Genomic DNA, 13,362 nt, shown 5'->3' with positions numbered 1-13,362 from the left:
GGAAACGCGCTGGCATTCAGGCATCGCGTTGAGCCGGCCAGCGGCCGGCACTACCGCAGGTCCGGAGTCGCCGTAGATCCGGGGTCGCCGGTAGGTCACGACCGTTGGTCGTGACCCTTGCATCCGCGCCTCAATGCCCGCCGTCGAGCGCCTTCAGTTCGCTCACCAGCGCGCTCGCCGCACCCGCACCATCGCCGTACAGCATGCGGGCGTTATCGGCGTAGAACAGCGCATTCTCGATGCCCGCAAAGCCGGTGCCCTTGCCGCGCTTGATCACCACCACGTTGCGGGCGTTGACCACGTCCAGGATGGGCATACCGTAGATCGGGCTGGCCGGGTCGGTGCGCGCCACCGGATTGACCACGTCGTTGGCGCCGATCACCAGCACCACGTCGGTGTTGGGGAACTCCGGGTTGATGTCGTCCATGTCGGCGATCAGGTCGTAGGGCACGCCCGCCTCGGCCAGCAGCACGTTCATGTGCCCGGGCATGCGCCCGGCGACCGGGTGGATCGCGAACTTCACCTTGATGCCGCGATCGATCAACCGCTGCGCGAGCTCCCACACCTTGTGCTGGGCCTGGGCCACGGCCATGCCGTAGCCGGGCACGATCACCACGCGCTCGGCGAAGGCCAGCATCGCGGCGACATCGCTGGCCTCGATCGGCTTCTGCGCGCCGCTGATCTCCTGCGCCACACCGCCGCCACCGAAGTTGGAAAACAGCACGCCGCTGATCGGACGATTCATCGCCTTGGCCATCAGGCGGGTGAGCAGGATGCCCGCCGCGCCGACCATCATGCCGGCGATGATCAGCGCCTCGTTGCCGAGCACGTAGCCCTCAAAGGCCACGGCCAGGCCGGTGAACGCGTTGTACAGCGAGATCACCACCGGCATGTCCGCGCCGCCGATCGGCAGCGTCATCAGCACGCCGAGTGCGAGCGCGACCACGAAGAAGCTGATGATGGCCACCGGGCTCAGGGTGACCGCTGCCCAGATGCCCAGCACCACCATCGCCAGCGCGACCAGCAGATTGAACACCTGCTGCCCCGGGAAGGTGACGCGGCGGTCGAGCCGGCCATCGAGCTTGGCCCAGGCGATGATCGAGCCGGACAGCGAGACCGCGCCGATCGCCGAACCGATCACGGCCAGCGCCAGCACGGTGGCCGACGGCTGGCGCGCAGCGAGATCGGCCAGTGCCTGCTCGCTCCAGTGCGTGGTATCGCGGTTGGTCAGGAACGAGAAGCGCAGCAGTTCGACCGCACCGATCGCCGCCGCCGAGCCGCCGCCCATGCCGTTGTAAAGCGCCACCATCTGCGGCATGTCGGTGATCGCCACGCGCTTGGCCGACCACCACGCCACGCCGGTGCCGATCGCTACCGCTGCCAGGATCAGCGGGATGTTGTGCAGCTCGGGCAGGAAGAACGTCGCCACCGTGGCGATCAGCATGCCCAGCCCGGCCCAGCGGATGCCGCTGCGCGCGATCATCGGCGAAGCCATGCGCTGCAGGCCGAGCAGGAACAGGGTTGCGGCAACCAGATAGCTCACCTGGACCAGCCACTGCAGCAGTTGCGCGGTGGTCACGTTCAAGGCGTCTTCTCCCCGGCGTCGCGCTTGGCGCTGGGCTTGAACATGTCGAGCATGCGTTCGGTCACCACGTAGCCACCGGCCGCGTTGCCCGCGCCGAGCACCACCGCGATGAACCCGATGATCTTCTCCAGCGGGGTCTGCGCGTGCCCCAGCACCACCATCGCGCCGATCAGCACGATCCCGTGGATGAAGTTGGAGCCGGACATCAAAGGGGTATGCAGGATCACCGGCACCCGCGAAATGATCACGTGGCCGGCAATGGCGGCCAGCATGAAGATATACAACGCCACGAACCCGTCGCTCATTGCAGTCACTCTCCCAGGCGGTCATCCCGTTCCCTGCATCATAACCATGCGCTGAACCAATCGGGCGGGCCGGTCAACCGCGGCCGCCCTGGGGCGTTCTCACGGTATCCCCCTGCCGGAACGCTACCCTGTGCTGGTGAGCTCTCCCCTACCGTCGACGGATGCCGACCTGCCCGCCCCTGCCGAGGTGGCGCTGCCGGTGTCGCTGGATGCGTTCCTGGCCGGCATCGGCCCGCGCGCGTTCCGTTTCGCCGAGGCCGGCCTGCGCCAGCGCGACGACGCGCTGGATGCGGTGCAGGACAGCATGCTGAAGATGCTCGGCTACCGCGACAAACCCGCCGCCGAGTGGGCGCCGCTGTTCTGGAGCATCCTGCGCCGCTGCGTGGTGGATCTGCAGCGCCGCCGTGGCTTCCGCCTCAAGTTCTGGCGCAGCAGCGACGAGACCGGCGGCGAGCATGACATCGACTGGGCTGACCACGCACCCGGCCCGGCCCAGGCCCACGAGCAGCGCGACCAGTATGCGCAGCTGGTGCAAGCCTTGCGTGAGCTGCCCGCCCGCCAGCGCGAGGCCTTCACCCTGCGCGTGCTGCAGGACCTGGACGGCGCCACCACGGCCAAGGCCATGGGCTGCAGCGAAGGCGCGGTCAAAACCCATCTTTCGCGCGCCCGCCAAGCGCTGCAGCAGTCTCTGGAGATCGCCCTGTGAACCGCCCCCTGCCCCCTTCGATGCAAGACGATGCCGCCCTGCGGCAGCTGCATGCGCAGGCGCTGGATACGCTCTCGCCGACCACGTTGGCGCGGCTGCGCAGCGCGCGTCATGCCGGCCCGTCGGCCAAGCGGCATGCGCCGTCCTGGTGGATGGCTACCGCCTGTTCTGCGGTGGTCGCGCTCGCGTTGGGCTACAGTTTCCTCCTCGGCGAATCGACCGCCCCGCCGGCACCGGTCGTGGCGAGCGCGGCCGATGACGGCAGCGATGTTCTCGACGAAAATCCCGATCTGTACGTGTGGCTGGGCAGCACCGACCTGGCAATGGAGTGATGATGAAACTGCGACTGTCCCTGGGGCTGGTATTGCTGACGCTGAGTGCGGCCGGCTGGGCGCAGACCGCCCCGCTACCGGACTGGGACAGACTCAGCCCGCAGCAGCGCGAAGCGTTGATCGCGCCCGTGCGTGACCGCTGGAACGACGCGCCGGCGCCGCAGCGCGAGCGCATGCTGCAGCACGGCCAGCGCTGGCTGACCATGACCCCGGAACAACGCGCGCAGGCGCACCGGGGCCGCCACCGTTTCGAAAACATGACGCCGGAGCAGCGCGAGCAGGCGCGCGCGCTGTTCGGCCAGATGCGCAGCATGACCCCGGAGCAGCGGCAGGACCTGCGTGATCGCTGGGCGCGAATGACCCCGGATGAACGCAAGGCGTGGCTCAAAGCCAACCCTGCACCGACGCCGCCACCGCCGCCAAAGCGCTGAGCCGTTAACGGCGTTAACGTTAACGGCGTTAACGGGGACGGAGGGGATTATTAACTACCTCCGTCCCTGTTATTTCAGGCGGCGACCCAGCGGGTTTTCGCGAGCAGTTCGTCGTCCCAGTCGAAGGTGACCGCGCCGTCTTTCAGGAACAGCGCGACGAAGTTGTAGACGTTGCGGGCGTACATCTCGCTGGCATGCACTGCGCCCTGGCTGGCCAGGTTGAGCGGGCCATCGATGAGCACACCGTCCAGATCCACGACCTCCCCCGGTTGCGTGGCTTCGCAGTTGCCGCCGGTTTCTGCGGCGAGATCGACGATCACGCTGCCCGGCTTCATCCCCCGCGCCATCGCGGTACTGACGATTTTCGGCGCTGGCCGCCCGGGCACCGCGGCGGTGCAGATCACCACGTCCACCGTGCGCAGGTGCTCGCCGAGGCGACGCTGCTGCTCGGCACGCTCTTCATCGGTCAGCGGCCGCGCGTAGCCGCCTTCGCCGACCGCGCTCACGCCCAGATCCAGGAATTTTCCGCCCAGCGATTCGATCTGCTCGCGGGTTTCCGGGCGCACATCGAAGCCTTCCACCTGCGCGCCGAGACGGCGGGCCGTGGCAATCGCCTGCAGGCCGGCCACACCGGCACCGACCACCAGCACCTTGGACGGACGGATCGTGCCGGCGGCGGTGGTGAGCATCGGGAAGAAGCGCGGCGCGCGCTGGGCCGCGATCAGGGTGGCCTTGTAACCGGCCATGCCGGCCTGCGAACTGAGGACATCCATCGATTGGGCGCGCGTGGTGCGCGGCAGACGTTCCAGCGGGAACGCCTGCAGGCCACGTGACTGGATCAGGCCCGCGCGTTCGGCATCGGCCTGCGGGTGCAGCATGCCGATCAGGCTGGCACCGGATTTCAGCCGGGCAAGGCGGTCATTGGACGGTGGCTGCACGCACAGCACGATGTCGGCCTGGGCCAGGCGGGTGTCATCGGCCGGCTGGGCCCCCACGTCCTGATACACCGCATCCGGGAAGCCCGCCGCCAACCCGGCACCGGGTTCGAATGACACGCCCGCGCCGAGCGCGATCAACTTGCGCGCCGTTTCCGGCGTCATCGCCACGCGCCGTTCCCCCGGCGCGTGCTCCTTTACCACCAACACCTCGACAGCCATGCCTGTCCCCGACGATCAGCGGATTGTGGGCTGATCGTAACCTGATCGTCAGGCCAAGGTGGCCCCGGGATCAATGCACGGTGGCGTTCTTGGTATCCAGGCGATCGATCACGCCCTGCATGGCGCTGTCGAAGGCGCCATCGTCGATATGCGCGCGCAGACGCCCCAGGCGCACCATCACCGCCAGCTCTTCTGGAGAGGCCACGCAGAAGCGCACCCCGCGCCGATTGACGAACAGCAGGCGCTGGGAGATCGGGCTCACCCAGGACAGCTTGCCCGTCTGGACCTTGCCGTCCTTGTCGACGAAATCCAGCCAGCTGCCGATCTCCAGCCCGCGGAAGCGGTCGGCATCGGCATTGTCGAAATCGCTGACATCCACCTTGCTGCCCAACTCCACCGCCGCCGATTCCTGCGCCGGCGGCGAAGGCAACGCCACCTGCGGCAGCTCGGGCAGCGCGCGTTCCAGCTCGGGGCGCGATTCGGCGATGCCCTGCAGGGTGTCGTGCAGCGCATCGATGGCACTGGTGGCCGCGTCGGCATGCACACCGACACTGGCGAAGACCTTGCGCAGTGCGGGGTGCCAGGCCTGCAGCCACGGCTTGCCGACGATATGCCGGCGTGCCTCGGCCACTTCATCCAGCATGCCATCGGCCAGGCTCAGCGCCTCACCGACCGAAGCGCCGTCTTCGCCTTCGCGCAGCACGGTCAGGGTCAGGTGGTGCTGCCAGGGCTGGCGCAGGAATTCACCGATCGCCTGCGGCAAGGTCGTGTCGCCGATGCGCCGGTCCAGTTCGGTGCTGGCCCGCTGGCGCGCCATTTCAAGTTTTTCCTGGCCGCGCTGGGTTTCGGCGGCGCGCCGCTCGGCGATCTCGATCCGGCGCCGGTGCTGGGTCAGAAACTCGCGGAATTCTTCTTCCAGGGTCAGGAAGATGGCCAGGTTCTCGTTGAACTCGGCCACCAGGCGCTCGATGATCTCCTCGACCTTGCCCATCAGCACGCGCTCGGCCTGGCTTTCGCCGGTGTTGCCTTCACAGGCCTCGGCCAGCGAGTTGAGCAGCTTGCGCGCCGGGTGGGTCTTCTGCACGAACATGCGGCGATCGAGCATGGCGACCTTGACGAAGGGCACCACCAGCCGGCCGATCAGCTCGCGCGAGCGGCCCTCCAGGTCGCGCTCATCGAGCATCACGTCGAACAGCATGCCGACCAGATCGATCGCATCTTCATCCTGCGGGTCCAGCCGCGCCTGCGCGGGATCGACCCCGAGCCGGGTCGCGCCGGACAGCACTTCGCTCTTCAGGCGCTGCGCCAGCGACTCACCGTCTTCACCGATCGCCGCGCGCAGGGTCGCACTCGGTGTGGCCTGCAGCAGCGACAGCACCGACATCATTTCGCGCTGGCTCAGCGGGCGCTGCTGGCCGACCGCGACGCTGGCCGCCGAGGTGGCGTCCTCGCGCACATGGCGGGTCTGCTGCAGCAGTTCGTGCAGGGCATCGAGCAGCATGCCCTGGTTGCCCCCAAGGCTGTCACCGCCCTCGCCATGTCCCTCGTGCGCGGCATGCCCGCCGCCCTGGAGGCGGCCGCGACTCTCGGCCCAGCGGTCGGCGAAGCGACGTGCCCAGGCCGGTGCCTGGCCCTCTTCGCCCGCCGATCCCATGCTGCTCTCGGGCTCAAAACCCTCGAAGGCATCGCGGTCCTCGCGCGGCGGCGATGGCGCGCGCGGAGCAGGACGGCGCGCGGCCATCTGCGGCATCACGCCCGCTGCGGCCAGTTGTTCATCCAGATACTCGTAACGCTTGCCGATCGGCTGCTGCAGATCGCGCTCGCACAACTTGATGAGCACCAGCCGCACTTCCGGGGCCAGTTCACAATCGGCGAAGGCCTCGTGGATCGCCACACCGAGGTGCTCGGGGCTGATCGGATTGGTATCGGCCTGCAGTTCCAGCCCCCCGGCGATCATGCCCAGGCGGCGGTCCAGACGCGACAGTACCGGCTTGAAGTCACGCAGCAGAACGGTGGCGAAATTGCGCACCGCCAGCCGGGACTCCAGCACGTGTTCGGGCACCAGGCTCAGCCCATCTTCTATCTGGCCGGCCAGGGTGGCCTCGGCCGACAGCGGCTCGCCCCGCTCCAGCGCCTCCCAGGCCTGGGCCAGGTGGGCGCGGAAGCCGGCCACGATGTCGTCCCGGCGCCGGCGCAGCTCGCGCATGCCATCCAGGAACAGCAACTGCGACGCGCCGGCGGTACCAGCACGGTCAAACAGCACGTCGTCGAAGCGCGCCAGCACCGTCGAGAACGACTCGACCAGCCCCGGCAGCACGGCCTCACGGGCCATCGTCAACAACGCCGGGTCACGGCCCGGGTGCCCCCCTACATTGGGCGTGGCAATCATGCGAAAAGGCTCCCCACCCTCGCAGGCACTGAGTACAGCATGGATATAACGAACGCCGGCGCACCCCATGCGCCCACGTTCGGATGGTAGGCCGGCCGACCGGTCAGAGACAGTGAAACAGTCGACACTTTAAACCTCGTTACCGGTGGCCCGGCAGGCTTTGTATCGTAAGCGCAGCAGGCCGTGGAAGCGAGTACAGCCACGTGAAGGAAGTCCGCTGATTAGGTGATGTTCATCACGTTTTGTCGCAAATTGCACCGAGATCGCCCAAGGCCGTGTCACAAACGGTCGCGACTATAATCGGGGCACCGTGAAGCCAGATTGAGAGCCCATGTCCGTCCCCCCCGCGCTGCACGCCCTGGACGCCCGTCGTTCGGTCCCCACCAAGCAACTGGGTGAACCCGGGCCCGACCCGGCCACCCTGATGAGGATGCTGAGCTCGGCCGTACGCGTGCCGGACCACGGCAAGCTGGTGCCCTACCGCTTCCTGCGGATTGCCGGCGATGCACGTCACAGTCTGGGCGCCTTCCTGGCCGAGCGCGCCGTCCAGCGCGACCCCCAGGTCTCACCGGCCCAGCTGGACAAGGACCGCCAGCGCTTCTCCCATGCCCCGCTGATCATCACCGTCATCGCCAGCCCGCGCCCGAACCCCAAGGTGCCAGAGGCGGAGCAGTTGATGACCGCCGGTTGCGTCTGCTTCGCCCTGCTGCAGGCCGCGCAGGCGCTCGGCTTCGGCGCGCAGTGGCTGACCGCCTGGATGGCCTTCGACCCGGCCGTGCACGCCCACCTGGGCCTGGCCGAGGGCGAGCAGATCGCCGGCTTCATCCATATCGGCACACCGAAGACCGCGGTTCCCGAGCGCGAGCGCCCGGACCCGGCCGCGCTGCTGCAGGACTGGGAGGGCTGAGATGTCCGCCCTTCCCGCCGGCCCCGGCATGGCGCACCCGCCGCTGCGTGCGCCGCTGTACCTGGTCGACGCCAGTCTGTACGTGTTCCGCGCGTGGCATTCGATGCCCGATGAGTTCCAGGATCAGCAGGGCTGGCCGACCAATGCCGTGCACGGCTTCGCGCGCTTCCTGCTCGACCTGCTCGAGCGCGAACGCCCCGCCAACATCGCCATCGCCTTCGATGAAGCCCTGGACAGCTGCTTCCGGCACCGGATCTACGCGGCCTACAAGGCCAACCGCGACCCCGCGCCCGATGCATTGCGCCGCCAGTTCGCCCACTGCAAGGCGCTGTGCACCGCGCTCGGCCTGGCCGTGCTGGCCCACCACGAGTACGAGGCCGATGACCTGATCGGCAGCGCCCTGCATGCACGCCGGGATGCCGGCATGCGCGGGGTGATCATCTCCGCCGACAAGGACCTCTCGCAGCTGCTGTTCGAGCATGACGAACAGTGGGATTACGCGCGCAATCAGCGCTGGGGCATGGCCGGCGTCAAAGCCCGCCACGGCGTGCATGCGCACCAGATCGCCGATTACCTGGCCCTGTGCGGCGATGCGGTCGACAACATCCCCGGCGTGACCGGGGTCGGGGCCAAATCCGCTGCGGTGCTGCTGGCCCATTTCGGCAGCCTGGACGTGCTGTACGAGCGCCTGGATGAAGTGCCCTTCCTGCGCCTGCGCGGCGCGGCGCAGATGGCAGTGCGGCTGCGCGAACAGCGCGAGCATGCGCTGCTGTGGCGCCAGCTGACCACCATCGCGCTGGATGCGCCGCTGGACGGCGCCGCCGTCGATTTCAGCCGGGGCGTGGCCGATGCACAGATGCTGCAGGGCCTGTGCGATGCACTGCGGTTCGGGCCGTTGACCCGGCGCCGCCTGTTCACCGCCGCCGGCCTGTCCGATTCCTCTTCCGTTGCCAGCGAGTTCGCATGAGCCCCAATACGCAAGCCCCCAAGGTCGTTTTTGAAGGCAAGTACCAGCGCATGGTCGTGCGCGGCACGTGGGAGTACAGCGAGCGCACCCACGCCGGCGGTCTGGCCGCGATCATCATCGCGGTCACCCCGGACGACACGGTGCTGTTCGTCGAACAGTTCCGGGTGCCGCTGCAGGCCAAGACCATCGAAATGCCGGCCGGCCTGGTCGGCGACATCGATGCCGGCGAGTCGATCGAGGTCTCGGCCGTGCGCGAGCTGGAGGAAGAAACCGGCTGGACCGCCGATCACGCCGAGGTATTGATGATCGGCCCGACCTCCTCCGGGGCCAGCAGCGAAAAGATCGCCTTCGTCCGTGCCACCGGCCTGCGCAAGGTGGGTGAGGGCGGTGGCGATGCCAGCGAAGACATCACCGTGCACGCGATTCCGCGCGCCCGCGCCGCCGCGTGGCTGGTCGAGAAGATGGGCCAGGGCTATGAGCTGGACGCCAAGCTGTGGGCCGGCCTGTGGATGATCGAACACCACCTGGACGGCACCCCGCGTGGCTGATGCGTTTGCCCCTCCGCACACGGGTGCGTCACTGCTCGGGCCGGCCGACCCGGCGCCGTTCACCGTGCATCAGGCGCAGGGCCGCTCGTCCTATCTGCTGCTGGCCGACCACGCCGGCCAGCAGGTGCCGGCGTCACTGGCCGGCCTCGGCCTGCCGCAGCACGAACTGGACCGCCACATCGGCTGGGACATCGGCATCGCCGGGGTCACCATTGAACTGGCGCGCCTGCTGGATGCGTGGGCGATCACGCAGACCTACTCGCGGCTGGTGATCGACTGCAACCGGCCGTTGGCGTCGCCCACGCTGATGCCGGCGGTCAGCGACCTCACCGCCGTTCCCGGCAACCAGGGCCTGTCGGCGCTGCAGCGTCAGCAGCGTATCGCGGCGATCCATGCGCCCTACCATGCGCGCATCGATGCCGAGCTGGACACGCGCCAGGCGCAGGCCCGGCCGACGTTGCTGGTGATGATGCACAGCTTCACCCTGGTGATGAACGACGCCGTGCGGCCTTGGCATGCCGGCGTGCTGTACCACCGGGACACGCGCTTTGCGCGTGCGCTGCTGCAGGCGCTGCGCGAAGAAGGCGACCTGGTGGTGGGCGACAACCAGCCCTACGCGGTCAGCAGCACCAGCGACTATGCCGTGCCGGTGCATGGCGAAGGCCGCGGGCTGGTGCATGTGGAGCTGGAGATCCGTCAGGACCTGATTGCCGATGCCGCCGGGCAGTTAGCCTGGGCGCAGCGCCTGGCCCGCATCTTCACTGCACTGCAGCCGCAGCTGGACGCCTTGCCGCCTGCGTGATGCCGGTCGTCAGCCGGCTGCGCGCCCACCGCGCCGGTTCATTCGAGGCACGGCCTGGCAGGCGCGGCCTCCGGCTGCGGCCGCAGCCACAGCGCCACGCCCACCCCCAGCAGGGCGAACAGGGCCGCGCCGTACTGCGCGTGGATCATGCCCTGCAGGGCCGCCTCACTGCTGGCGCCCGCGCTGCCACGACCGGCATTGGCCAGCATCACCAGCAACGCCAGGCCCAGCGCGCCGCCAATCTGTTGTGCGGTGGCAGCCATGCCCGAGGCCACGCCCTGCTGCGCCGCCGGCACGCCCTGCCCGGCCACGATCCACATCGCCGTCCAGGTGATGCCCTGGCCAAGGCTGAGCACCACGATGCCCGGCAGCAGCGCCCAGTAGGTCGCGCCATACGGCAGCGCGACGGCGACCGCGGCGATGCCGATCGCGCCGGCCAGCATGCCCACCGTCAGCACCTGACGCGGCGAACGCTGCGCGAGCATGCGCTCGGCGATGCGGATGCCGAAGGTGCACACCAAGGTCGGCGGCAGGAACGCCAGGCCCGCCTGCAGCGCACTCCAGCCGTAGCCATCCTGGTAGTACAGCGCCAGGAAGTAGTACTGCACGCCGTAGCTGCTCATGAACAGCATGGTCAGCAGCATCGCCGCACGCAGGCTGCGCAGGCGCAGCAGCGAGAACTGCATCAGCGGGTCGCGGCTGCGGCGTTCGATCTGCACGAAGGCGGCCAGCATCACTGCCGACACGACCAGGCAGATCAGCGTGAGCGGGGCCGACCACCCCCATTCCGGGCCCTGCACGAGGGTGGTCACCAGCAGGCTGCCGCCGAGGGTGACGGTCACACAGCCGGCCAGATCAAACGAGCGCCCTGCCAGCGGCGCGGGATCGCGCGGCAGCCACCAGCCACCCAGCAGCGCGCAGCCGCCGGCGAACGGCACGATCACCAGCAGTACCGACGCCCACCCGAAGCTCTGGGTCAGCACGCCACCGAGCAGCGTGCCCAGGGCCAGGCCGCCGGCGCTGGCCATCGACCAGATCGCCAGCGCGCGATTGCGCGGCGCGCCTTCGGCGTAGATGGTGTTGATCAGCGCCAGCGTGGCCGGGAACAGCAACGCCGCGCCGATGCCCTGCACCGCGCGGGCCGCGATCAGCAGCCACGCACTGGTGCTGAACCCACCGACCAGCGAAGCCAGCGCGAACAGCGCCATGCCCAGCCGATAGACCCGGCGGCGCCCCAGCAAATCGGCCGCACGGCCGCCCAGCAGCAGGCACCCGCCGAACGCCACCGTGTAACCGCTGACGATCCACTGCAGCTGCTGGGCGTTGATGCGCAGCTGCGCGCCCATCTCGTGCAGGGCAACGAAGATGATCGTGGAATCCAGCGCGATGATCAGCTGGGCGGTGGCCAGCAACGCCAGGGCGAGGCGCGGAAATGCGGGCGCCGGCGCGCCAGCGGGAGACAGGGGGGAGGTCATGCCGACTCGGTACTGCGTAAGAAGGTGGGCAGTCTCATTGATGACGCTGCAGAAATAAACCCGGATACTTCGATATCTGTCATGCATATCCGCATGAATCGGAGAAATCCATGGACCTCAACGCCGTGCGCATGCTGGTGCAGGTGGCCGAAGCACGCAGCTTCACCGTCGCCGCCGGCCAGCTGGGGATCAGCCAATCCGGGCTGTCACGGGCGATCAGCCGGCTGGAAAGCGCCTTGGGGGTGCGGCTGCTCCACCGCAATACCCGCAACGTCAGCCTGACCCCGGATGGCCGCCAGTTCGTCGAGCACTGCGCGCCGCTGCTGAGTGGGCTGGAGGATGCCGAGCGCCGGCTGGGTGATCGCCCCTCCACGCCCTCGGGCGTGTTGAAACTGACGGCGCCCTCGATGTTCGGGCGCAAGGTGCTGGTGCCGCTGGCCGGGCAGTTGATGGCGGCGCACCCGCAACTGCAGTTCGAGCTGGTACTCAACGACCGGCTGGTCGATCTGGTCGAAGAAGGCTTCGATGCCGCACTGCGCACCGGGCCGATCAGCGATGTGCGCATGGTGGCGCGCCCGCTGCGGCCGTTGAACTGGGTCACCGTCGCGTCTCCGGCCTACATCGCGCGGCACGGGGAACCGGCCGCGGTGGATGCGCTGCACGATCACGCCTGCCTGGCGGTGCGCAATCTGCGCAGCGGGCGGCTGGTGGATTGGCAGTTCCGCGAGGCCGACGGCCAATTGCGTGAGTTCACTCCACCGGCGCGGATGGTGTTCGACAGCGGCGACCCGTTGGTGGAAGGGGCGCTGGCCGGGATCGGCATCGTGCAGGTGATGGATTTCGCGGTCGCCGATGCGCTGGCGGACGGGCGGCTGCAGCGGGTGCTGCAGCCCTTCGAGGGCCGCAGCCGGGTGCTGTCACTGGTCTACCCACCCTCGCGGCAGGCTTCGCCGAAGCTGCAGGTGTTGGCGGAGGCGTTGTTGGGCGGTGATTGGTGAATCTGCAAAGCAGGAAGATCAACCCAGCTGAAAGCAAAACGCTCCAATCTCGTCGAATGAGTCAAATTCTGGTCGATCGGAGAGAAACAGATAGCCCATTCCGTCGAACAACATTCCCCTTCTACTCGGCATAGCGGCGTCAATGTCTGCACCATAGATGGCCAACCTTCGGCGTCCGCCTGGCCATGCCAGAGGTGCCTGCAGCCACGCATCGACGCCGTCAACCTTCGAATCAAGATTGTCTTCGTCATCTTCGTCGTGGCAATCAACCCTCTCCAAGCGCCCAGCTTCCAGCAGATCCATTGGTGTATTGCAGTGCTGCCTTGAGGAACGGCGATAGGCAATCACAGCCGCCGCACTGGAACCGTCATGCAGCCTCAACTGGTCAAGATGGCTGAAACGTTCCATGTCGACTGGAATGAACACCGATATCCAGAAGTCCAGCGCGACTCCTTCCGGATAAAACCAGTCCGCAGGAAATGCGGCCAAGTGGACCAGAGGAAGACCGTCGGCAAGCCCGGGCCACTGAACATCGTCCGGGAGAAATGCACCTCCGCCGACATAGGCGTCATGGGGCGTCGGAGCATCCCTGGTAACAACTACCTGTTTGTACATCGGGGCATCGGAGGCCGGCAGGGCGCCGCACGATGTCATTCCGTCGGTTCCAGCATCAAGGCCAAAGGCGACATCGCCAAGAGCAGCAGACGTGAGGACTCACTGAGCGTTAGTCGCGCAACTCGCATTGGGTGGTGGGGGCCGG

14 protein-coding genes are annotated in these 13,362 nt (G+C 68.0%); 8 read left to right on the top strand and 6 right to left on the bottom strand.

The annotated features are described in order from the left end of the window. Positions 1-130 precede the first annotated feature (130 nt). Together ACE026_RS03710 and ACE026_RS03705 are read right to left on the bottom strand one after the other, a co-directional pair. Positions 131-1,585 carry an NAD(P)(+) transhydrogenase (Re/Si-specific) subunit beta gene (locus tag ACE026_RS03710; protein ID WP_486037929.1) on the bottom strand — a complete coding sequence of 485 codons (1,455 nt, stop codon included), beginning with the start codon at positions 1,583-1,585 and terminating at the stop codon, positions 131-133. Continuing rightward, positions 1,582-1,890, bottom strand: coding sequence for an NAD(P) transhydrogenase subunit alpha part 2 (locus tag ACE026_RS03705; RefSeq protein WP_121044596.1), 309 nt, complete (start codon positions 1,888-1,890; stop codon positions 1,582-1,584). Before ACE026_RS03705 ends, ACE026_RS03710 begins: the two co-directional genes overlap by 4 nt. Positions 1,891-2,020: 130 nt before the next feature. Between ACE026_RS03705 and ACE026_RS03700 the strand changes: the two genes are divergently transcribed. The 3 genes from ACE026_RS03700 to ACE026_RS03690 are packed head-to-tail and all read left to right on the top strand — an operon-like array spanning position 2,021 to position 3,359. Beyond that, the gene (locus tag ACE026_RS03700; RefSeq protein WP_486037927.1) at positions 2,021-2,596 is read left to right on the top strand and encodes an RNA polymerase sigma factor; all 576 of its coding nucleotides are present in this window, start codon (positions 2,021-2,023) and stop codon (positions 2,594-2,596) included. Then, entirely contained in the window at positions 2,593-2,928 is a 336-nt protein-coding gene (locus ACE026_RS03695; protein WP_486037925.1) for a hypothetical protein, read from the top strand. Before ACE026_RS03700 ends, ACE026_RS03695 begins: the two co-directional genes overlap by 4 nt. Next, complete coding sequence (locus ACE026_RS03690) at positions 2,928-3,359, top strand: DUF3106 domain-containing protein (RefSeq protein WP_486037923.1); 432 nt, start codon at positions 2,928-2,930, stop codon at positions 3,357-3,359. The genes ACE026_RS03695 and ACE026_RS03690 overlap by 1 nt, the downstream gene beginning before the upstream one ends. 74 nt (positions 3,360-3,433) lie before the next feature. Here the strand turns inward: ACE026_RS03690 and ACE026_RS03685 are convergent, their stop codons facing one another. Beyond that, a complete protein-coding gene (locus ACE026_RS03685; protein WP_486037921.1) occupies positions 3,434-4,516 on the bottom strand; it encodes an NAD(P) transhydrogenase subunit alpha in 1,083 nt (360 codons plus the stop codon). A 70-nt stretch (positions 4,517-4,586) separates the two neighbouring features. Beyond that, a complete protein-coding gene (locus ACE026_RS03680) occupies positions 4,587-6,905 on the bottom strand; it encodes a DUF1631 domain-containing protein (protein WP_486037919.1) in 2,319 nt (772 codons plus the stop codon). A 331-nt stretch (positions 6,906-7,236) separates the two neighbouring features. On the opposite strand from ACE026_RS03680, the gene ACE026_RS03675 reads away from it, so the two are divergent. The 4 genes from ACE026_RS03675 to ACE026_RS03660 are packed head-to-tail and all read left to right on the top strand — an operon-like array spanning position 7,237 to position 10,129. After that, a complete protein-coding gene (locus tag ACE026_RS03675; protein ID WP_486037917.1) occupies positions 7,237-7,812 on the top strand; it encodes a nitroreductase family protein in 576 nt (191 codons plus the stop codon). A gap of 28 nt (positions 7,813-7,840) precedes the next feature. Beyond that, positions 7,841-8,779: a 5'-3' exonuclease gene (locus ACE026_RS03670; RefSeq protein WP_486037996.1), complete on the top strand. Its 939-nt coding sequence runs from the start codon at positions 7,841-7,843 to the stop codon at positions 8,777-8,779. After that, positions 8,776-9,327: an NUDIX hydrolase gene (locus tag ACE026_RS03665; RefSeq protein ID WP_486037915.1), complete on the top strand. Its 552-nt coding sequence runs from the start codon at positions 8,776-8,778 to the stop codon at positions 9,325-9,327. Before ACE026_RS03670 ends, ACE026_RS03665 begins: the two co-directional genes overlap by 4 nt. Further along, the gene (locus ACE026_RS03660) at positions 9,320-10,129 is read left to right on the top strand and encodes an N-formylglutamate amidohydrolase (RefSeq protein WP_486037913.1); all 810 of its coding nucleotides are present in this window, start codon (positions 9,320-9,322) and stop codon (positions 10,127-10,129) included. Before ACE026_RS03665 ends, ACE026_RS03660 begins: the two co-directional genes overlap by 8 nt. 38 nt (positions 10,130-10,167) lie before the next feature. Here ACE026_RS03660 and ACE026_RS03655 read toward each other — a convergent pair whose 3' ends face one another. Then, complete coding sequence (locus ACE026_RS03655; RefSeq protein WP_486037911.1) at positions 10,168-11,604, bottom strand: MFS transporter; 1,437 nt, start codon at positions 11,602-11,604, stop codon at positions 10,168-10,170. A 110-nt stretch (positions 11,605-11,714) separates the two neighbouring features. Between ACE026_RS03655 and ACE026_RS03650 the strand changes: the two genes are divergently transcribed. Further along, positions 11,715-12,602 carry a LysR family transcriptional regulator gene (locus ACE026_RS03650; RefSeq protein WP_486037909.1) on the top strand — a complete coding sequence of 296 codons (888 nt, stop codon included), beginning with the start codon at positions 11,715-11,717 and terminating at the stop codon, positions 12,600-12,602. Positions 12,603-12,620: 18 nt separating this feature from the next. On the opposite strand, the gene ACE026_RS03645 is transcribed toward ACE026_RS03650, so the two are convergent. Further along, positions 12,621-13,217 carry a hypothetical protein gene (locus ACE026_RS03645; RefSeq protein WP_486037907.1) on the bottom strand — a complete coding sequence of 199 codons (597 nt, stop codon included), beginning with the start codon at positions 13,215-13,217 and terminating at the stop codon, positions 12,621-12,623. Positions 13,218-13,362 lie beyond the last annotated feature (145 nt).

This window comes from Stenotrophomonas sp. AGC87 (genome assembly GCF_057333975.1).
The sequence above is the reverse complement of the archived record's forward strand: the minus strand, read 5'-3'. Positions and strand labels throughout refer to the sequence as shown.

Bases quoted from the DNA above. Each gene is read 5' to 3' on its own strand.
- ACE026_RS03670 (WP_486037996.1), top strand. From the start codon at position 7,841: ATGGCGCACCCGCCGCTGCGTGCGCCGCTGTACCTGGTCGACGCCAGT.
- ACE026_RS03645 (WP_486037907.1), bottom strand. From the start codon at position 13,217: ATGTACAAACAGGTAGTTGTTACCAGGGATGCTCCGACGCCCCATGAC.
- ACE026_RS03665 (WP_486037915.1), top strand. From the start codon at position 8,776: ATGAGCCCCAATACGCAAGCCCCCAAGGTCGTTTTTGAAGGCAAGTAC.
- ACE026_RS03675 (WP_486037917.1), top strand. From the start codon at position 7,237: ATGTCCGTCCCCCCCGCGCTGCACGCCCTGGACGCCCGTCGTTCGGTC.
- ACE026_RS03655 (WP_486037911.1), bottom strand. From the start codon at position 11,604: ATGACCTCCCCCCTGTCTCCCGCTGGCGCGCCGGCGCCCGCATTTCCG.
- ACE026_RS03690 (WP_486037923.1), top strand. From the start codon at position 2,928: ATGATGAAACTGCGACTGTCCCTGGGGCTGGTATTGCTGACGCTGAGT.
- ACE026_RS03680 (WP_486037919.1), bottom strand. From the start codon at position 6,905: ATGATTGCCACGCCCAATGTAGGGGGGCACCCGGGCCGTGACCCGGCG.
- ACE026_RS03685 (WP_486037921.1), bottom strand. From the start codon at position 4,516: ATGGCTGTCGAGGTGTTGGTGGTAAAGGAGCACGCGCCGGGGGAACGG.
- ACE026_RS03650 (WP_486037909.1), top strand. From the start codon at position 11,715: ATGGACCTCAACGCCGTGCGCATGCTGGTGCAGGTGGCCGAAGCACGC.
- ACE026_RS03705 (WP_121044596.1), bottom strand. From the start codon at position 1,890: ATGAGCGACGGGTTCGTGGCGTTGTATATCTTCATGCTGGCCGCCATT.